Origin of the sequence: Nocardia yamanashiensis, assembly GCF_021183565.1 — a bacterium.
GTDB lineage: Bacteria > Actinomycetota > Actinomycetes > Mycobacteriales > Mycobacteriaceae > Nocardia > Nocardia yamanashiensis.
The window spans coordinates 783774-802825 of the sequence record NZ_CP089226.1 but is presented as its reverse complement, the minus strand read 5'-3'; the positions used below and the strand labels follow the sequence as shown (position 1 = coordinate 802825).

At 66.3% G+C, this 19052-nt stretch carries 21 protein-coding genes and 1 tRNA gene; 8 read left to right on the top strand and 14 right to left on the bottom strand.

Annotation, left to right across the window (positions count from 1 at the left end):
• Positions 1 to 41: 41 nt before the first annotated feature.
• Positions 42 to 1388 carry an amidohydrolase family protein gene (locus LTV02_RS03765; protein ID WP_233038474.1) on the bottom strand — a complete coding sequence of 449 codons (1347 nt, stop codon included), beginning with the start codon at positions 1386 to 1388 and terminating at the stop codon, positions 42 to 44.
• 245 nt (positions 1389 to 1633) lie between these two features.
• Between LTV02_RS03765 and LTV02_RS03760 the strand changes: the two genes are divergently transcribed.
• Both LTV02_RS03760 and LTV02_RS03755 read left to right on the top strand, forming a co-directional pair.
• The gene (locus tag LTV02_RS03760) at positions 1634 to 2221 is read left to right on the top strand and encodes a TetR/AcrR family transcriptional regulator (RefSeq protein WP_233038472.1); all 588 of its coding nucleotides are present in this window, start codon (positions 1634 to 1636) and stop codon (positions 2219 to 2221) included.
• Positions 2222 to 2329: 108 nt separating this feature from the next.
• Positions 2330 to 3640, top strand: coding sequence for a YhgE/Pip domain-containing protein (locus LTV02_RS03755; protein ID WP_233038470.1), 1311 nt, complete (start codon positions 2330 to 2332; stop codon positions 3638 to 3640).
• Between the two features lie 379 nt (positions 3641 to 4019).
• Here the strand turns inward: LTV02_RS03755 and LTV02_RS03750 are convergent.
• Positions 4020 to 4093: transfer RNA gene (locus LTV02_RS03750), tRNA-Met, on the bottom strand.
• Positions 4094 to 4509: 416 nt separating this feature from the next.
• Positions 4510 to 4740, bottom strand: a complete 231-nt coding sequence (locus LTV02_RS03745) for a DUF3039 domain-containing protein (protein ID WP_067707030.1) — start codon at positions 4738 to 4740, stop codon at positions 4510 to 4512.
• Between the two features lie 76 nt (positions 4741 to 4816).
• Here LTV02_RS03745 and LTV02_RS03740 point away from each other — a divergent pair, with 76 nt between their 5' ends.
• Positions 4817 to 5254 (top strand): DUF3099 domain-containing protein, encoded by a 438-nt coding sequence (locus tag LTV02_RS03740; protein ID WP_084534522.1) that lies wholly within the window; start codon positions 4817 to 4819, stop codon positions 5252 to 5254.
• Here LTV02_RS03740 and LTV02_RS03735 read toward each other — a convergent pair.
• On the bottom strand, positions 5225 to 6484 hold the full coding sequence (locus LTV02_RS03735) for an MFS transporter (protein ID WP_233041465.1): 1260 nt from the start codon (positions 6482 to 6484) through the stop codon (positions 5225 to 5227). The two genes, LTV02_RS03740 and LTV02_RS03735, sit on opposite strands and share 30 nt — an antisense overlap.
• A gap of 257 nt (positions 6485 to 6741) precedes the next feature.
• Here LTV02_RS03735 and LTV02_RS03730 point away from each other — a divergent pair, with 257 nt between their 5' ends.
• Positions 6742 to 7746, top strand: coding sequence for a GlxA family transcriptional regulator (locus LTV02_RS03730; protein ID WP_233038468.1), 1005 nt, complete (start codon positions 6742 to 6744; stop codon positions 7744 to 7746).
• Between the two features lie 36 nt (positions 7747 to 7782).
• The gene (locus tag LTV02_RS03725) at positions 7783 to 8511 is read left to right on the top strand and encodes a VOC family protein (RefSeq protein ID WP_233038466.1); all 729 of its coding nucleotides are present in this window, start codon (positions 7783 to 7785) and stop codon (positions 8509 to 8511) included.
• 11 nt (positions 8512 to 8522) lie between these two features.
• Here LTV02_RS03725 and LTV02_RS03720 read toward each other — a convergent pair whose 3' ends face one another.
• The 7 genes from LTV02_RS03720 to LTV02_RS03690 form a co-directional block, all read right to left on the bottom strand.
• Positions 8523 to 9101 carry a F0F1 ATP synthase subunit B family protein gene (locus LTV02_RS03720; RefSeq protein WP_233038464.1) on the bottom strand — a complete coding sequence of 193 codons (579 nt, stop codon included), beginning with the start codon at positions 9099 to 9101 and terminating at the stop codon, positions 8523 to 8525.
• Positions 9098 to 9604, bottom strand: a complete 507-nt coding sequence (locus LTV02_RS03715) for a F0F1 ATP synthase subunit B (protein WP_067707022.1) — start codon at positions 9602 to 9604, stop codon at positions 9098 to 9100. The genes LTV02_RS03720 and LTV02_RS03715 overlap by 4 nt, the downstream gene beginning before the upstream one ends.
• Positions 9605 to 9612: 8 nt before the next feature.
• Positions 9613 to 9864 (bottom strand): F0F1 ATP synthase subunit C, encoded by a 252-nt coding sequence (locus LTV02_RS03710; RefSeq protein WP_067707019.1) that lies wholly within the window; start codon positions 9862 to 9864, stop codon positions 9613 to 9615.
• A 44-nt stretch (positions 9865 to 9908) separates the two neighbouring features.
• Positions 9909 to 10700 (bottom strand): F0F1 ATP synthase subunit A, encoded by a 792-nt coding sequence (gene atpB / locus LTV02_RS03705; RefSeq protein WP_233038455.1) that lies wholly within the window; start codon positions 10698 to 10700, stop codon positions 9909 to 9911.
• Complete coding sequence (locus LTV02_RS03700) at positions 10697 to 11125, bottom strand: ATP synthase subunit I (protein WP_233038453.1); 429 nt, start codon at positions 11123 to 11125, stop codon at positions 10697 to 10699. Before LTV02_RS03700 ends, atpB begins: the two co-directional genes overlap by 4 nt.
• A 116-nt stretch (positions 11126 to 11241) precedes the next feature.
• Complete coding sequence (locus LTV02_RS03695) at positions 11242 to 12855, bottom strand: solute symporter family protein (RefSeq protein ID WP_233038451.1); 1614 nt, start codon at positions 12853 to 12855, stop codon at positions 11242 to 11244.
• Complete coding sequence (locus tag LTV02_RS03690) at positions 12852 to 13190, bottom strand: DUF485 domain-containing protein (RefSeq protein WP_067707011.1); 339 nt, start codon at positions 13188 to 13190, stop codon at positions 12852 to 12854. Before LTV02_RS03690 ends, LTV02_RS03695 begins: the two co-directional genes overlap by 4 nt.
• 212 nt (positions 13191 to 13402) lie before the next feature.
• Here LTV02_RS03690 and LTV02_RS03685 point away from each other — a divergent pair, with 212 nt between their 5' ends.
• Entirely contained in the window at positions 13403 to 14938 is a 1536-nt protein-coding gene (locus tag LTV02_RS03685) for a DUF7782 domain-containing protein (RefSeq protein WP_233038449.1), read from the top strand.
• A 423-nt stretch (positions 14939 to 15361) separates the two neighbouring features.
• Positions 15362 to 16330 carry a sigma-70 family RNA polymerase sigma factor gene (locus LTV02_RS03680; RefSeq protein ID WP_067707005.1) on the top strand — a complete coding sequence of 323 codons (969 nt, stop codon included), beginning with the start codon at positions 15362 to 15364 and terminating at the stop codon, positions 16328 to 16330.
• Positions 16331 to 16454: 124 nt separating this feature from the next.
• On the opposite strand, the gene LTV02_RS03675 is transcribed toward LTV02_RS03680, so the two are convergent.
• Positions 16455 to 17273, bottom strand: coding sequence for a helix-turn-helix domain-containing protein (locus LTV02_RS03675; RefSeq protein WP_233038447.1), 819 nt, complete (start codon positions 17271 to 17273; stop codon positions 16455 to 16457).
• A gap of 86 nt (positions 17274 to 17359) precedes the next feature.
• Here LTV02_RS03675 and LTV02_RS03670 point away from each other — a divergent pair, with 86 nt between their 5' ends.
• Entirely contained in the window at positions 17360 to 18226 is an 867-nt protein-coding gene (locus LTV02_RS03670; protein WP_233038446.1) for an NAD(P)H-binding protein, read from the top strand.
• Positions 18227 to 18235: 9 nt separating this feature from the next.
• On the opposite strand, the gene LTV02_RS03665 is transcribed toward LTV02_RS03670, so the two are convergent.
• Together LTV02_RS03665 and LTV02_RS03660 are read right to left on the bottom strand one after the other, a co-directional pair.
• Entirely contained in the window at positions 18236 to 18679 is a 444-nt protein-coding gene (locus tag LTV02_RS03665) for an SRPBCC family protein (protein ID WP_233038444.1), read from the bottom strand.
• Positions 18676 to 19044 (bottom strand): ArsR/SmtB family transcription factor, encoded by a 369-nt coding sequence (locus LTV02_RS03660; protein ID WP_233038442.1) that lies wholly within the window; start codon positions 19042 to 19044, stop codon positions 18676 to 18678. Before LTV02_RS03660 ends, LTV02_RS03665 begins: the two co-directional genes overlap by 4 nt.
• Between the last annotated feature and the right edge of the window lie 8 nt (positions 19045 to 19052).

The window sequence follows — 19052 nt, the reverse complement described above, 5'->3', positions numbered from 1 at the left end:
TGACGGCCGCGCCGTCAACGGGAGACGAATCCGCGATCGGCTCAGTACGATCGACAGCCGGTGAGCAGGATGCCGTCTTTGCCGGCCCGCTCGAGCAGGCCGGCCGCAGACCGGTCGAGATGCGAAAGCACATCATCGATGTCGGCGTGGAGCATCCGCCCACCCTGCTTGACGATGCGCCCGTCGACCAGAACCGTGTCGACATTGCCGGTGTCCATCAACTGGACGATCGCACCCGCCGCGTGGTTCACCGGACTCGCATTGAGCGTGCGCGCGTTCAGGATTGCGATATCGGCCCGCTTACCGGGAGTCAGGGTTCCCACCAGGTGGTCCAGATGAGCGGCCCTGGCGCCACCGACCGTGGCGATACGCAGAATGTCACGCGTCGAGAGCGGAGCGGCGGTTTCGGGCCTTCCGCGTCGGGCAGCGTCCATGGCGGTGTGACGTTGCAGCAGAAAGGCGGCCCGCATCTGTGAGAAGAAGTCGGCAGGCGCCGTACTGACCGCATCGGTTCCGAGGCTTACCGGCACCTGGTGATCAACCGCCGCCTGGAGTGCGGGCACCCCCATCCCGAGCGAAAGTTCCGCACTGACGGACACCGATACTCGGCCACCGGACCGCCGAATCGCCTTCCACGCAGTATCTTCCAGCCCGAGGCAATGGATGTAGGTGATCCACGGTCCCAGCAGGCCCTCGGCCTCGAACTGTTCGAGCACCCGGCCCCAGCTGACATCATTGACATGGGCGAAGACGGGCAACTCGAGGTCTTTCGCCAGCTGGAAGAGGTCCTCGTCGACGTGATAGCCGAGTGCCAGCCGGACCAGCCCGGCCGCATCAGAGGGGTCGTAGGCACCGCGCAACCGATGGATATCGTCGGGGTGGGCGTAGGTCGGCGCGGGTTCGTGATCACCGAACGCCGGCGAGAAGCTGAACATGCAGCGGATTCCGGCTCGACGGATGGCGTCGAGCGCGGCGTCGGTGTGCTCGGGGGTGTAGGAGCACTGTGAGGTGTCGACAACGGTCGTGGTGCCTGCCGCGAGGCACTCCAGGGCGCCACCGTATTCGCCCCAGTACACGTCCTCGGGGGTGTACTGATGGAACAGAGCATCCTCACCCGTTCGGGACTGCAGGAAGTAGTCGAGCTCCAGTGCGTCGGACCAGAACGATCGCAACGCCGTCTGGAACATGTGATGGTGCGAGTTGACGAACCCGGGGATGACGATCTTTCCCGCGCAATCGACAACCTTTGCCGCACCGTGCAAGTCACGACCCACCGCGACAATCTCGCCATTGTCGATCAGCACGTCGGCCTTGTCGAAGTCGCCGATCTCGTCGTCCATCGTGAGGACGATCCCGCCCCGCAGCAGCAACTGCGCTTCCGATGTCATCGCCGCTTCCCTTCCGCACTCCCCGGCACCAACGGCAGCGCCGCTTCGAAGCCCGCCGGGATCGACCACGAAACCGCGCACAGGAGACCGACGCCACACGGATCAGCCGTATGAATATTATCGGCAACAGTGTTACCTTTATTACAGATGGCTGTCAATACCGCCGCAGCGGGCAGCCAGAGCGGCCGAGGGCTGCGAGCATGACCGTTTCGGTCAGTAGCTGACCAAAACGGTAACCTCTGGTCATGAAGTCGACCGTGAGACCCACCAGCGAAGAGATCGATCGCGCGTTGATCGACGTGGCGGCCTTCGTGTTTGCGCAGCACGGGTTCGCCCAGGGGACCGTGCAGGCGATCGCCGACGGCGCCGGCTACTCCAAGGCGGCCGTGCTGAAGCGCTTCGGCTCGAAGGAGCGGATCCAGGACGCCGTGGTGTCTCGCGCGGAGGAACATGCCGCACGCGTGGCGGCCGCGGGCGCGGGCCTCGCGGTCGGGGTCGAGCGGGACGCCGCCCTGCTCGGCGCACTGGTCGAACTGATCAAGGAGTGGCCAGGGACCGGTGCGCTCATCGTCGGCGCCTTCTGGCTGACGCGCGAGCCCGAGATCATGCAGCGCCTCTCCGGGGCACAGCGCACTCTGATGGAAGCCTTCGACCCCGATGTCTGGACCGATGAGGGACGGCATGTGCGGGTGGTGTCCGCGATCGGTGCCGTGACCGTCACGATGATGGCGAACCGTGAGGCGAGGTGGACCGAGCGTACCGATGTGGTGATCGCGGCGGGCCTCGGCGCATTGGGCCACCGGGGCGACGGCGATGTCGACATGGGTGATTGAGGCACTACACCACTTGTAATCGCAGGTGAGCGCAGTTGACTTCACCCCAAGTGGTAACCATACTGGTCACCAAGTAACCAAAATGGTCACCGAAGGAATGTGCACACCATGCCGAACGAAATCAAGCCCGCAGGAAGCAGGCCGGGACCGCGGTTGTGGCTGACCCCGGCAGTCATCGTGACCGTGGTTATGGCCGCCCTGGCAGCGTTGTATCTGGGAGGAACGGTCAACTCCTCCCAAGACCTGAACGACTTTCCCGTAGCGGTTGTCAACGCCGATACCGGAGCCACCGACCCATCGGGACAGCACCTCAACGTCGGCGAACAGATCTCCGACAACCTGCGCAAGGGGGTCGATGCGGACAAGTTCGACCTTCGCTTCGTCAGCCTTGCCGCAGCGAAGGAGGACATGGACAAGGGAAAGCTCTATGGTGCGATCGTTCTGCCCTCGGACCTGAGCCAGAAGCTGGTGACACTCACGGAGAGCGCGGTGACCGGTGCGGCCGCACCACAACCCGCGGTCACCGTGTACACCAATCCCTTCGCGAACAGTTACGGCGCGTCCATCGTCGATTCCTTCGCGTCCGGTGTGCTGGCCGAGGCGAACCAAACCGTGGGCCAGCAGCTGCTCGCCACTGCGACACAGGCTGGGGACCAGGCGGCATCCGGCAGCCAGTCCGTCACAGGAACAGCACGCATCGTTCTGTCCGAACCGATGCTGGTGCATGTCACGCCGTTCAAGGAGGTTCCCGACGGGACCGGCGCCGGCCTCTCGGCCTTCTACTACGCGCTTCTGCTGGTACTGGCCGGGTTCACGGGGTCCATGATTGCGACCAGTCTCGTCGACGCCCAGCTCGGTTTCACTCCGTCGGAGATCGGTCCGCTCTACCGCATGGAAAGGCGCTCGGGTCACAGCCGCCTGGCCACCCTGGCTTTGAAGTGGGGAATCATGACGGGTGTCGCGGTGCTCGTCAGCAGTGTCTATCTGGGGATCGCGGACTGGATCGGCATGCCGCTGGACCATCCATGGGAGCTGTGGCTGTTCAGCGTGCTGAGCATCACAGCCGTCGCGGTGGTCGCTCAGTCGATTCTGGCCCTGCTGGGCAATCTCGGCATGGTGGTCAACTTCTTCCTCTTCATCGTGCTGTCGATCCCCAGCTCCGGGGGTACGACACCACCGGAAGCCATGCCCCCCTTCGTCCGCTTCCTCAGCTCGTTCGAGCCCATGCACCAGATCTATCTGGGTACGCGTTCGATCCTGTACTTCGGAGCCACCAGGGATTCAGGACTGACGCGCGGCGTATTGGCCGCCGTGATCGCGCTTGTCCTCGGCCTCCTCGTCGGGACCCTGGGTACTCGCACCTACGACCTCAAGGGACTGATCAGGAAGCACAGCGAGCCCGCCAACACCGGGCAGTGACGGAAAAACGGCTGATCAACAGCTACCGCCGTGTCGTTATCTACGAGGCCGTCAGGGACTCGCGATCGCTCAGTTGCAGCACCATGGACCACGCCGACCTTGCGGGACAACCAGAAAGCCGCCCAGACCCGAAAGATTATGGACATCAACGAAACTCAACCTGGGCAACCGTCTAGGACCAATGGGCTGGCAACCCAGCGATCACAGTCCCATCCGTTCCGCTGCGTTCCGCTCGATATCAGCTGGTAGCGATGCATTTCACTGGCCCTCGAGCGACCATCAGCACAGTCGAATCGGGATGATGCCAAATCCGTTGCCACGAACCTCTAAAAAGTTGAGGGCGGTCCTGAAACCTACCGGTCAGGACCGCCCTCATTAGTAGCGGGGACAGGATTTGAACCTGCGACCTCTGGGTTATGAGCCCAGCGTTGACCACCATCCCCCAACCCCATCCAGCACCCGACGGCCGCCCGCCCCACCTCATCCACCGGATGATGAAGAAGGAACCGGCGGTTCGACAGCTCAGGCGGGCATTCCGAATGACCTTCGCTGCACGCGCAGTCAAACCAGTCCGTCGGACGGTCGAATCAGCAAGCCTCACGAGTGGCATTACCGCGGTCGACATCGCTGTCACCCCGGAACCGCCGAATCCATTCGAAATGAACACCAAAATGGCACCCTGCGGCCTACTTCAGTAGTTCACAGCCCGGTGACCAGCAGAAACAGTCAGTCCTTCCTCATCCACCCAGCGATGAGCCGGGACTCAACCGCAGAGGGCCACTCCCGAACAGGCTCAAAGTGGCAGCCAAAGTGGCACTTCGCGACCACAAAACGCCCACCGAGCGGGCGAAATGCCTGGTCCTAGCGCATCACTTCTTCATCATCTCGTAGATGCGCTTGCACTCCTGGCAGACCGGGGAGCCGGGCTTGGGGGACTTGGTTACCGGGAAGACTTCACCGCAGAGGGCTACGACGTGGGTGCCCATGACCGCGCTTTCGGCGATCTTGTTCTTCTTGACGTAGTGGAAGACCTTGGGGGTGTCGTTGTCGGTCGACTCGTCGGTGGTCGTATCCGGGCGTACGAGGGTGTCTGTGCTCACCAGTACATGATGCCAAATGGGATGCGATCGCCGGCGGCATGTGCATCCTACGCGTCGTAGTGGAAGACTCGGGGGTATGCAAGGTGACGGCGAATCCCAGGCCGAAGTACCAGGTGGCGGCGATCGCCCACAGTTCGAATTCCGCCCGGCTGGTTCGGTTCCCAAGCCCGAGCGGCCTTCCCAGGGGTATTTCCCGGGTGAGAAGGACCACCCGGCGCTGATCACCGAGGCCGCGACGTCGCTCGAGCAGCAGCATCACGACCGGGTGAAGCGGTACACGATCATTATGGCGTTCCGGATTCCGTGCCTGGTGCTGTCGGCGGTGGCCTACTCGCTGTGGGGGAACTGGGTCATCTCGCTGCTGATCATCGGGGTGTCGATTCCGCTGCCCTGGATCGCGGTGCTGATCGCGAACGACCGGCCGCCCCGGACCAAGGACGAGCCCAGCCGGTGGGACGGGCGGCGGAATCAGAAGGAACTGGAGTCACGCCCGCACAACGCCATCGACGGGTGAGGTCGCGGGCCTGCGGCGGATGCTCGCGGACATGAGGGCCGCCACCCCGCACAGCGCGCCCGCGATGTACCAGGCCAGGGTGTAACTGCCGTTCAGGTCGCGAATCACGCCCGCGCCGAAGGCCGCGACGGCCGCGCCGACCTGATGGGAGGCGAAAACCCAGCCGAACGCCACCGGGCCGTCGTCGCCGAAATGCTCGCGGCACAGGGCCACGGTGGGCGGGACGGTGGCGATCCAGTCCAGGCCGTAGAAGATGATGAACGCCCACATGCTCGGTTCCACGTCCGGCGCGAACAGGGCGGGCAGGATCAGCAGCGACAGGCCGCGCAGCGTGTAGTAGCCGACCAGCAGGTAGCGGGAATCGACGCGGTCGGTGAGCCAGCCCGAGGCGATGGTGCCGGCCACATCGAAAACGCCGACCAGGGCGAGCAATCCCGCGGCGGTGGCGGCGGGCATGCCGTGATCGTGGGCGGCGCTCACGAAATGGGTGCCGATGAGACCGTTGGTGGACATGCCGCAGATGGCGAATCCGCCCGCCAGGAACCAGAACACGGGCTTGCGGGCCACGGTGAACAGCACGGTCAGCGCCCGCGACGCGCCGCCTTTCGCGGTGGTGCGGACCCCGACCTGGCTGCCCGGTTCGGCGCCGTAGGCGGTGACGCCCAGATCACTGGGGAAATCGCGGATGAACAGCAGCACCAGCGGCACCACGGCCAGCGCCAACCCGGCCACCACCAGAGCCGGTGTGCGCCAGCCATGTTCATTCGCCAGGCGCGCCACCAGCGGCAGAAAGATCAGCTGGCCCGTCGCGCCGGCCGCGGTGAGCACACCGGTGACCAGGCCGCGCTGCCGCACGAACCAGCGCCCGGTGATGGTCGCCACGAACGGCATGGACATCGATCCGACGCCGATGCCGACCAGCAGGCCCCAGGTCGCCATCAACTGCCAGGGCTGGGTCATGAACACCGTGAGCCCACTGCCCGCGGCGATGAGCAGCAGCGCGCACGCCACCACCCGGCGGATCCCGAAGCGGTCCATGAGCGCGGCCGCGAACGGTGAGATCAGGCCATAGAGCAGCACGTTCACCGATACCGCCGCCCCGATGGTGCCGTGCGACCAGCCGAACTCGCGGTGCAACGGATCCATGAGCACGCTCGGCACCGAACGGAAACCGGCCGCGCCGATCAGGGCGATGAAGCCGACCGCGGCGACGATCCATGCCGGATGCAGCTTGCGACCGGGGAAGCGCGCGGCGTCCGCCGGAACCGTTCCGTGGTCATGCGCCGAGTCGGCAGCCGGGCTCGGCCGGACGGCGGCACCACGCGCCGGATCGCTCCGCGAGTCCAGGTCGCCTCCGCTCGAGGCGGCAACTGCGGGCGCATCCGCCGATGATGCTGCGCGGGCCGGTTTTCCGGCCGCCGGGTCGGTCCGTAGTTCGCTCACCGCTAGAGCGTGACCCATCCGCCGCTGGCGATCGAGTGGCCTGGATGCCACAATGCGTCAAGATCTGGCCAACCATTCGAGGAGACGCCGTGCCGCATCTGGTCGCCGTGCTCGCGCTCGAGCCCATCGTGGGCTTCGATATGACGATTCCCCCCACCGTGCTCGGCTCGGCCAAGGACGCCGACGGGAATCCGCTGTACGAAGTGCACATCTGCGGCGTCAGCCGCGAAACCGTCCAGTCCACCACCGGTTACGGCATCGTGCCCGCCTTCGGCCCGGAGCTGCTGGCCCACGCGGACACGGTGATCATCCCGGGCACCCAGATCCCCGGCCCGCGCACGCAGGGCATCCTGCCGCCGGAACTCGCCGAGGCCCTGGCCACCATCCGGCCCGACGCCCGCATCGTCTCGATCTGCACCGGCGCGTTCGTGCTCGGCGCGGCCGGCCTGCTCGACGGTCGCCACGCCACCACGCACTGGAAGTTCGCCGACATGTTCCGCTCGCTGTATCCGCGGGTGCGGCTGGATGAGAACCAGCTCTTCGTGCAGGACGGAAATCTCTGGACCGCAGCGGGTCTGGCCGCGGGCATCGACCTGTGCCTGCATCTCATCCGCTCCGATCACGGCAGCGCGGTGGCCAATCGCTCGGCCCGCTACTGCGTGGTGCCGCCGTGGCGCGAGGGCGGGCAATCGCAGTTCATCGAACGGCATCTGCCCGAGCCGGGCGCCGACGGCACCGCGCCCACCCGGATGTGGGCGCTGCGCCATCTCGATCACGAACTGGACCTGAATTCCCTTGCCACGCACGCGTGTATGAGCGTGCGCACCTTCACCCGCCGGTTCAAGGCCGAGACCGGGATGGCGCCCGGCGCGTGGGTACTGCAACAGCGGCTGCGGCACGCCCGGCACCTGCTGGAGTCCACCGATCTGGCCGTCGATGCCGTGGCCCGGTCGGCCGGTATGGGCACCGCCGCCTCGCTGCGCCATCACATGCGCGCCGAGGTCGGGGTGTCGCCGCAGGTCTACCGCAAGACCTTCCGGGCGCATTAGCGTCGATACGGCTATCCGCGAAAGATGGGAGACAGCATGACGATTCGCTGGATGTGGGCGTTCCTGGACCGTCCCGCCGCGCAATTCGACGAATGCGCCGAGTTCTGGTCGGCGGTGACCGGCACCACCGTCTCGGCCAAACGCGGCGAGAATTCCGAATTCGTGACGCTGCTACCGGATTCGGGTGGGGCGACGGTGAAGATGCAGGCGGTGCCGGACGCGGCCCGGGTGCACCTCGACCTGGATGTGGACGATGTCGCCGCCGCCACCGAGCGGGCGATCGGCCTGGGGGCCACGCTGGTGCTGGAGCATCCGGACTACATGGTCCTGAAATCGCCGCACGGCATGACGTTCTGCTTCACCCCGTCCGGGCGCGGCGCGGGTGAGCTCACGCCGACCGTGCGCGGTCCGGCGGGCGATCGCAGCCGGCTGGATCAGGTGTGCGTGGATATCGGCACGTCCGACTACGAGGACGAGGTCCGGTTCTGGACCGAAGTGACCGGCTGGCACCGGACACCGGGCAGCCTGCCCGAATTCACCCGGCTCACCGCCGATCCGCGGCTGCCCATCGGCATGCTGCTGCAACGGCTTACCGAGGACCGGCCGACGTCGGCGCATGTGGATCTGGCGTGCACCGATATCGAGGCCACCGGCGCCTGGCACGAGAAACTGGGCGCGCGGCAGGTGCAGCGCGGTCGCCATTGGCTGGTCATGGCTGATCCGGCCGGGCAGGCGTATTGCCTGACCGGCCGGGAACCGGCCTGACACCTACGTGTTCAGTTGCGCTTCGGCTGTGTCGGACGTTGCACGGCCGGAGCGGAATTGGCCAGGGCTTCGAGATCGTCGAGGAATTTCTCGATGCTCTCGGAGCGGGCTTGCGGGGTGCTGATGTGCTCGCGCACCTTCTCCTCGGTGAGCGCCAGCATGGCGGCCGAGAGATCGACCTCCAGGTCCCGGATCAGCTGCCTGCGGAATTGCAGGATCTGATCGCGGCCCTGGCGGCGCACCCGTTCGACTTCGGCGGCGGCGGCCTCCCGCATCTGAGCGATGATGCGATCGGCGTCGACGCGCGCCTCCTCCCGCATGCGCTCGAGTTCGGCCTGCGCTTCCGACATCGCGCTGTCGTACGCCGCTTTGGCGTTCTCCAGCCGGGTCGCCGCTTCGGCGCTCTCCTCGAGTTGTTTGCGGATGATGTCCTGGGACTTGGTCATCGTCTTTCTGACAAAGGGCGCAACGTATTTCACGATGAACCAGACGATGACGACGAACCCGAATAGCTGACTGAAGAAGACGGGCCAATCGAAGGTGATGTCGTACAGTCCTTCGGCGACATATCTGTCGTCGGTGAGGATCACGATGACCCCCGTCCTCTCTGGTGGCCGGCACTGGTCCGGGCACGGTCGTTCACGCCGAGCATCCGATCGGCCAGGTTCTGGGCGAGCGGTTCGACTGATTCGCGTAGTTCGGCGGCGACCTGGTCGGCCTCGGCACGCAGGTGTGCCGTGGACTCGGCCACGATGTGGTCGGCCTCCTGCTGCGCTTCGGCGCGCAATTCCTCGAGAATGGCCCGGCCTTCGGCACGCGCTTGATTGCGTATCTCGGCGGCCTCGGATCGGGCCTTCTCCATTGCGGTCTGGTAGCGCTCTTGCGCGTCGCCGAATATCTCGTTGGCTTCCTTGGCGGTCGCCGTCGTGCGTTCGACCCGTGCCTCCCGTTCCGCCAATACCTTCCGGATCGGCGGGACGACGAAGAACCAGATGACTCCGAGCACGATCAGGAAGATCGCCAGCTCGGCGAAGAAGGTGCCGTTGGGGATCAGGAAGTTCCCCGCGGCCTCCACATCCGTTCTTGGAGACATGATTTCGCCTATGCTCCCGGGGTGGCGAAGACGAACAACGCCATGAACGCGAGATTGATGAAGTACGCCGCTTCCACCAGACCGACGGTCAGGAAGAAGTTGCCGCGCAGTTTGCCCTCGGCCTCGGGTTGCCGGGTGACGCCATTGATCAGCGCGGCGCCGGCGAGACCGTCACCGATTCCCGCGCCGATGGCACCGCCCGCCAGGATGATGCCGCCGCCGATGAGAGCGCCCTGGACGATTGCCGGATCTGCTGCCATTTTTCACTTCCTTATCGGAATTAATCCCCGAACGACTGTGCCGTTCAGTGTTTCTCATGCTCCAGCGACATCGACTGGCTGAAGTACAGGACGGTCAGCAGGGAGAAGATGAACGCCTGAATGGCTCCGACGAAGAGGTCGAAGAGTTTCCATACGGCATTCGGACCCCAGCTGATCCAGAACGGGAACAAGGTGATGACGGCGACCATCACACCGCCGGCGAACATATTGCCGAAGAGTCGCAGGGACAGCGACAGCGGTTTGGCGATCTCCTCGATCACATTGATGAAAATCATGGGGCCCCAGCCGGTGTGGCCCTTGAGCAATTGTTTGGCGTGATTGCCCGCGCCGCGCCGCCAGATGCCCGCGCCTTGGTAGAACAGGAAGACGAACAACGCCAGCGCGTAGACGAAATTCACGTCCGAGGCGGGCGGGGCGATGAGTTCACCGTCGCCGTATTGCACCGGCAGGATGGACAGCCAGTTCGACAGCAGGATGAAGGTGAACAGGGTGACCGCCAGCGGCAGCGCGAAGGGCGCGACCTTCATGCCGATGGCGCCCTCGACCTGATTCCGCATCGCGATCGTGACGGATTCGAAGAACAGCTGCACGCCGTTGGGCACGCCCGAGGTGAGCTTGATCCGCAGGTAGAAGGCCAGGCCGAGCACGATGAGCGCGGCCACCGAGGTGGAGACGATGGTGTCCACGTTGAACTCGAGACCCCACAGTTCGGCGGTGGCGTGCTCGCCCACGTGGATCTTCGGCTCCGAGTCCCCTTCGGCGGCCAGAGTCGTGGAAAGAGTCGTCTGAGCTAACGAAGCAATGGGAGGCGTCATGAGGATTGCCGAAGTCCTTTCACCTCGGGCACCACGGTGTGGAGTACCAGGATGATCTGAAATAGCGCCAGGCCGAAGAAGATTCCGATGCCGTAGGGCCGGGTGAACATGGCGATCACGATGGCCAGGCCGGTGAGCAGTAGCAAACGGGAAGCAGACGACAGGGCCATTTTCTGTTTGCTGGGTGTTTCCGAATCCGTGATGCGCACAATGGACATCCACGTCACTTGGGCATTCAGCCAGCCGAGTCCTAAACCGGCGCTTATGAAAACACCCAGCAACAATCGTTCGAACACTCCAGCAGCCATCAACACCAGGACGCCGATCGCGAGTGCAATTGCAGTCGCGCGGCGCATTCGGAGCCTGTTGACGTCCACTTGCGACACCGCCTCGCCCTCATCCCACCTCGTAGTGGGGCCGTGCATGATCAATAGCATACACAGCCCAACCACGTTGCGCGGCAATAATTCTGATCTTCAAATTTTTGATCTTGATATTTATCAAGATCATTCAGTTAATTTTCCGCGACAATTTTCCGATATCAGTGCTGGACAGCCTTTTCCGCGCCCGCGCCGGTCAGCGAACGCACCTGCATCTCTTCGTACTTGGCGTCGTTTCGCTCCCTGGACAACACGGTGCCCAGCCAGCCCAGGGCGAACGAGGCGGGGATGGAGACCAGGCCCGGATTGGCCAGCGGGAACCAGTGGAAGTCAACGGTTTTGAGCATGGCGGTGGGCGCGCCGGAGACCGCCGGCGAGAACACGATCAGTACGATGGTGATGGTCAGCCCGCCGTAGATACTCCACAGCGCTCCGGCGGTATTGAAGCGCCGCCAGAACAATGAATACAGAATGGTCGGTAGGTTTGCCGAGGCGGCCACCGCGAAGGCCAGGGCCACCAGGAAAGCCACGTTCTGATTCTTGGCCAGAATCCCGCCCACGATGGCGAGCGCCCCGATCACCACCGCCGTGATGCGAGCGACCCGCACCTCACTGTCCTTGCCCTCACCGCCGCCCTTCTTGATCACGTTGGCGTACACGTCGTGCGCGAACGACGCCGACGCGGTGATGGTGAGCCCGGCGACGACGGCCAGAATCGTCGCGAAGGCCACGGCCGCAACGAATCCCAGCAGCACCGGCCCGCCCAGTTCGAGGGCCAGCAGCGGGGCCGCCGCATTCTCCTTCCCCGGTGCTTTCGCGATCTTGTCCGGCCCGACCAGCGCCCCCGCGCCGTAGCCGAGCACCAGCGTGAACAGATAGAACACCCCGATCAGCCCGATCGCCCACACCACCGACCGCCGCGCGTCCTTGGCCGTCGGCACCGTGTAGAAGCGCATCAGCACGTGCGGCAGCCCCGCCGTACCGAGCACGAGAGCCAGTGCGAGCGAAAGGAAGTCGAGCTTGGTGGTGCCGGTCTTGCCGTAGCGCACACCCGGTTCCAGCAGCCGCTCCCCCACCTTCCCGCCGTGATCGACCGCCGCCTGCAACAGGCTCGACAGATTGAATCCGTACCGCCCGAGCACCCAGATGGTCATCGCCCCGGCCGCGCCGATGAGCAGCACCGCCTTCACGATCTGCACCCAGGTGGTGCCCTTCATCCCGCCGACCAGCACGTAGACGATCATGATCGCGCCTACCACCGCGATCACCAGATTCTGTCCGGCGGTACCGGATACGCCCAGCAGCAGGGAGACCAGCACCCCCGCGCCGGCCATCTGGGCCAGCAGATAGAACAGGCTGACCGCCAGCGTCGAGGTGGCCGCCGCCGCCCGCACCGGGCGCTGTCTCATCCGGAAGGCCAGCACATCGCCGAGCGTGAATTTGCCGGTGTTCCTGAGCAATTCGGCCACCAGCAGCAGCGCCACCAGCCAGGCCACCAGGAAGCCGATCGAATAGAGGAAGCCGTCGTAGCCGTAGAGCGCGATGGCCCCCGCGATACCCAGGAAGCTGGCCGCCGACAGATAGTCCCCCGAGATGGCGATGCCGTTCTGCGGTCCGGAGAAGGCCCGCCCGGCCGCGTAATAGTCGGCGGCCGTGCGGGTATCGCGGCTGGCGCGGAACACGATCACCAGGGTGATGACGACGAAGGCCGCGAAGATGGAGATATTGAGCAGCGGGCGGCTGCCTTCCACCGCGGCGGCGAGGTTCGCGTTCATCGGACCGGTCCTTCCAGCTCACCGCGCAACTCGTCGGCGATGGGATCCAGCCGCCGGTCCGCGTAGCGCACGTACAGGCCGGTGATGACGAAGGTCGAGACGAACTGGAGCAGTCCGAGCACCAGCCCGACGGTGATGTTCCCGGCCAGCTTGTGCGACATGAACTCGTGCGCGTAGTCGGCGAGCAGGACGTAGAGCGCGTACCAGGCCAGGAAGAAACCGGTCATCGGGAAGACGAAGACGCGGAATCTGCGGCGCAGTCGCTGGAATTCGGGGCTGTCGTAGGTGTGTGACCAGTCGGGAGCCGGCCCGCCGGTTTCGGTTTCGGTAGTCAACTGCGATACCTCCTCGTGAGCCAGGTCACAGTAGCAACGATCACCCCGCCGAACGGGCGAAATAACCGCAGGTGAGACCACGATTCGGCGTCGATGTGAGGCTCGGTTCGCGTGGTTCATCCTCAGCAACCGACCGGTTTCGCGACGCCGTGGACCGCCGAACCCGCCCCGGCGGCGAATGCCGGAAGGTTGCGGTGGCAGAGTTCGCAGTCATGCCGACGAATCGCTCCCTCGACCTGCGCTCGCCGACCGCCCCGTCCCCGCTCGCCGAGCTCGCGCCCGAGCTACGCGCGGCGCTGCTGCGAGTCGGCTACGACGCCGATACCCTCCTGGAAGCGCTCGGCGAGGAGGCGCACGCCGCGCTGGGCCGTGGCGAACCGGTCCCGGTGCGCCGCGCCGCCGCCGCGCTCGGCGAGCTCGGCACCCTGGTGCGACTGCTGCTGCTCGGCGACACGCTGCCCGAAAACGAAGTGGCCCAGGCGCTCTCACCGGTCGGCATCGACGCCGCGATCGCGGCCGAACTGCTCGAACGACACCGGGGCGGAGTCCGCGCGGCGCTCGATCTGCGCCCGCTCGATCTCGGTTACGGCACCCGCTGGGTGCTGTCGGACCTCGACGATTCCATGCGCCGCCGTGCCCTCGACACCGATCATGTGCTCGGCGTCGGCCAGGCCTCACTGTCGCTGCTGCGCGCCACGCCCACCGAGAAGACCGGCACCGTGCTCGATCTCGGCACCGGCTGCGGCGTGCAGGCCGTGCACGCGGCCTCCTACGGCCACGCGGTCACCGGCACCGATGTGAACGAGCGCGCGCTCTGGCTGGCCCGGGCGACCGCGGCGCTCAACGAATTGGATATCGAATTCTTGGAAGGGTCCTGGTACGAGCCGGTCGCGGGCCGCCGCTTCGATCAGATCGTCGCCAATCCGCCGTTCGTGGTCGGGCCGGCGCGGGTCGAGCACACCTATCGCGATTCCGGGCTGCACCTCGACGGGGCCAGTGAATTGGTCATCTCGGGCATTCCGGAGCTCCTCGCGCCGGGCGGCACCGCGGCCCTGCTCGCCTCCTGGGTGCACATCGCGGGGCAGGACTGGCGCAGCCGGGTGGCGAGCTGGCTGCCCGACCACGGCATCGACGCCTGGATCGTGCAGCGCGATGTCGCCGATCCCGCCCTCTATGTCGGAACCTGGTTGCGCGATGCCGGATTGGATCCGCGCGAGGAAGCCGCGCAATCCCGCGCGGCACAGTGGCTCGATGCCTTCGCCGCCGACGAGGTCGAGGGCATCGGCTTCGGTTTCGTCTATCTGCGCGCCATCGACGGGCCCACCGAACTGCTCGCCGAGGACCTCACCCACGGCTTCGACGATCCGCTGGGCGACGAGGCCCTGAAGTACTTCGAGCGCTCGGCCTGGCTGCGCGCCGTGGCCACCGACCCGGACCTGATCCTGGCTTCCCGCTTCGAGGTCGATCCGGCGACCGCGCTCGAGCGGGTGTACGTGCCCGGCGCGGACGGCTGGGATCAGCGGGTGGCCCGGCTGCATCGCGGCGACGGCCCGCGCTGGCAGCACGAGGTCGACGACACCACCGCCGCGCTGCTGGCCGGAATGCGTCCCGACGGCCTGCCGCTGCGAGAGCTGGTGGAACTGCTGGCCTTCGGCGAGACCGGCGATGCCGCCACCCCGGAGTTCGAAGCGGCCGTGCTGAGCGTGGTGGTCGGTCTGGTCCGGCACGGGCTCATCCATCCCCGCTGAGCTGTCGGAACCCATCGAAAACCGCCGGGCGCGTCCATGCCCGGCGGTTTCTTTCGTGCGCCGGACGGTTTCCGGCGTGTGATACCGGTCACTCGATGCCCGTGACGGCGTTTGCACCCGGAATGACGCTGGGCACTCAGTCGTTACACCAGCACTCGAATGGATATACGGCAGGGCACGGGCCCGATGACACGTAATCGATTGCCGTGAACCGAAGTTCGACGCCGGCGGTGGCAACCACCCGGACACCGAGGGCCGCTCGCCGGTGGCGCGTGTTCCGAAGGATACGCGCTTCTCAGGAACTTCTCAGCCGTGCGCCGTAAAAACCGCAGCTCAGATGCGGTTTATGAAAGCCCCGGCGGGGAACTTTCCTGATGTCGGGTCCGTTGAACGGAGCGAGACACCACCGACAGGAGGCAAGTCATGACAAGCCCCGCCACCACTGACGTGCGCACCAGCGAACAGGACCTCGACGCCCAGAGCCCCGCCGCCGACCTGGTACGCGTGTACCTGAACGGGATCGGCAAGACGGCGCTGCTCACGGCCGCCGACGAGGTCGAGCTGGCCAAGCGCATCGAGGCGGGCCTCTACGCGCAGCACGTGCTGGAGACGAACAAGCGCATCGCCGCGGCCAAGAAGAAAGACCTCGCCATCATCGTGCGTGAGGGTCAGGCCGCTCGTCAGCATCTGCTCGAAGCGAACCTCCGGCTCGTTGTCTCCCTGGCCAAGCGGTACACCGGTCGCGGCATGCCGCTGCTGGACCTGATCCAGGAAGGCAATCTGGGTCTGATCCGCGCCATGGAGAAGTTCGACTACACCAAGGGTTTCAAGTTCTCGACGTACGCCACCTGGTGGATTCGTCAGGCCATCACCCGCGGCATGGCCGATCAGTCGCGCACCATCCGCCTCCCGGTCCACCTGGTCGAACAGGTGAACAAGCTGGCCCGGATCAAGCGCGAACTGCATCAGCAGCTCGGGCGCGAGGCCACCGACGCGGAACTGGCTCGCGAGTCCGGCATCCCGGTCGAGAAGATCGCCGATCTGCTCGATCACAGCCGCGACCCGGTAAGCCTGGACATGCCGGTCGGCAATGACGAAGAGGCCCCGCTCGGCGACTTCATCGAGGACTCCGAGGCCACCTCCGCCGAATCGGCCGTCATCGCCGGTCTGCTGCACCGCGACGTGCGCACCGTGCTGGCCACCCTGGACGAGCGCGAACAGCAGGTCATCCGCCTGCGCTACGGCCTCGACGACGGCCAGCCGCGCACCCTCGACCAGATCGGCAAGCTCTTCGGGCTCTCCCGCGAGCGCGTCCGCCAGATCGAGCGCGAGGTCATGTCCAAGCTCCGCAAGGGCGAGCGCGCCGACCGCCTGCGCGCCTACGCCAGCTGACCGATCTCGGACAGCCCCGCAGCGTCGGGCCGTCTCGAGGCGCCGGCCCGATAACAGCGCCGGCTGGTTCTCGCATTCCATGTCCCCCTGCGGAATGCACGAACCAGCCGGCGTCTTCCTGTGTTCAGGCGGTCTTCCCCGCAATGGCCCGGCACGGCGTGGGTATCGGGAGATCGCCCTTGGCGAAGCGGCCCGGCGTGGTGCCCATGATGGCGCGGAAGTCGGCGGCGAAGTGGGATTGGTCGTAATAGCCCGCGGCGGTGGCCCGGTCGGCCCACGGGGTGTTGGCGGCTGCGGTGAGCAGTTGGCGGACCCGGGTGATGCGGGCGAAATGCTTGGGCGAGACGCCGATTCCGGTGGTGAAGAGATTGCGGAGCTGGCGTTCGCTGATGGCTAGTTCGGATGCGAGCGCGGTGATCGAGGCCGGGGCGGTGGTGAGGGCGTCGACGGCGGACTCGAGCAGGCGGCGGTGATCGCGGCGGGTCGGATCGTCCGGGAGCTGCTGTGGGAGGGCGTTTTCCAGGAAGCCGAGCAGGTCCTCGGGATCGAGATCTGTCAGTTCGCCTGCGAGCGCGGCGGCGGGGCCGGGCAGCTCGGCCAGCCGGTGCACCCGATCGGTCAGATCGGCGGCGGGGACGCCCAAGACAGAATGGGTGGCGCCCGGAGCCAGCCGCAGGCGGACACAGCCCGCCGGTTCGGCCGGGGCGGCGTAGGTGGCCTGGGTGTGCGGGCCGAGGACCAGGGCCTCGCGGCGGCCGGAGAGTTCGGTGCGCAGCACGATGGTGGTCACCGCGCGCGGCAGATGGGTGAAGGACGGCGGGAGGTCGTGCAGGGTGGGGATGTGGCCGATCTCGGTGATCCAGGGGCGCAACGACTCCGGGAGCGGCAGGGCGCGCTCGTAGCGTTCGGAGGTGTCGGGGGCCTGGTCGAGCACGGTGGTCACCGGTTCACTCTAGGCAACCCGGGCGGTCGGTGTCTGTGCCGGTTTTTCCTATAACGCGAGGGGCCGGCGGCGGCAGAGTTCTCGGCATGATCGTGATTACGGGTGCTACGGGCACCATCGGGAGTGCGGTGGTTCGTATCCTGGCCGCGCGGGGCGTGCCGGTGCGGGCGGTGACGCGGAACCCGGAGACAACCGCGTTTCCCGCCGAGGTGGAGGTGGTGCGTGGTGATTACACCGATACCGCTTCCATGGCAGCGGCTTTCGCGGGCGCCGAGGCGGCGTTCCTGGTCGGCCTGCTGGGGCCGGATTACCTCGAGACCGAACAGGCGTTGATCGAGACCGCGCGGGCGGCGGGCGTGCGGCGGCTGGTGAAGCTGTCGGCCATCGGCACCGGCGATCCCGCATTGGGCCGGGTCGGCACCTGGCATCTGCCCGGCGAACAGGCGGTGCGGGACAGCGGCGCGGCCTGGACCATCCTGCGGCCCAGCAGTTTCGCGTCCAATACGCGCAGCTGGGCCGCGATGGTCCGGGCCGGGCAGCCGGTGCCGAACATGACCGGCACGGGCACGCAGGGGGTCATCGATCCGCGTGATGTATCCGAGGTCGCGGTCGCGGCGCTGCTGTCGGATGCGCACGCCGGGCAGGTGTACACCCTCACCGGACCGGAGCTGCTCAGCACCGCCGATCAGGTCGCGGTGCTGGCCGAACTCACCGGGCGGCCGATCGAGGTGTTCGATATCGAGGAGCGGCAGGCGCGCGAATTCATGCTCGGCGCGGGGATGTCCGAGGAATTCGCGGACGGCTCCCTGGCGGGGCAGGCGTTCGTGCGCGCGGGCGGCAATGCCGTCGTGACGGGCGATGTCGAGCGGGTGCTGGGCCGGGCGCCGCGCACCTACGCCGACTGGGCGCGCGACCACGCCGAGGCGTTCACCGGCGTCACGGTGGCGGGCTGACCGGCACGGTCAGGCGGTGGCGGCGACCTCGGCGAGGCGGTCGAGCATGGCAGCCCAGCCGCTGCCCATGATGGTGCGGGAGCGCTGCATGACGGCGTTGTCGGGGTCGAATCCGCTGTGGGTGAACAGGATTCGGGTGCCGTGGCCTTCGGGGCGGAGGGTCCAGGTGATCACCCAGCCGGTCGGGGCGGCGGCCTGGGCGTCGTCCCAGGTGATGCTGAGCCGTTCGGGCGCAATGGCTTCCAGGACGGTGCCGCGGATCTGGCCGGAGAAGTCCTGACCGGGCATGGGCTGGGTCTTCATCTCGAAGGTATTGCCCGCGACGGGTTCGAAGCCGAACGGCTCCATCATCCATTTGCCCATGAGTTCGGGGGTGGTGATCGCCCGCCACACCTTCGCCGGCGGATGCGGGTAGTAGTGATCGAGTTCGATGGTGGTGAGGTCGTCGGTCATGGGTGATCCTTGTCGTCGGTTTCGTCGGTTTCGTCGGGCATGGCGTCGAGCACCTCGCCCAGGGCGTGCAGCCGTTTCCGCCAGAAGCGTTCGAACGGGTCCAGCCAGGACTGCAGGTCGTGCAGTGGTTCGGGTTCGACGCGGTAGAAGCGCTGTCTGCCGCGTTTCTCCTCGGTGACCAGGCCGGCGTCCCGCAGCACCTTGAGGTGTTCGGAGACGCTCGGCCGGGCCATGTCGAAGCGTTCGGCGATGACCTGCACCGATTGCTCGTCCTCGAGCAGCAGTTCGAGGATGTCGCGCCTGGTGGGGTTGGCCAGGGCTCCGAACACCTTGTCGGCGGTGCCGGATTTCAAGCGGTACGGCATGCCTCGAC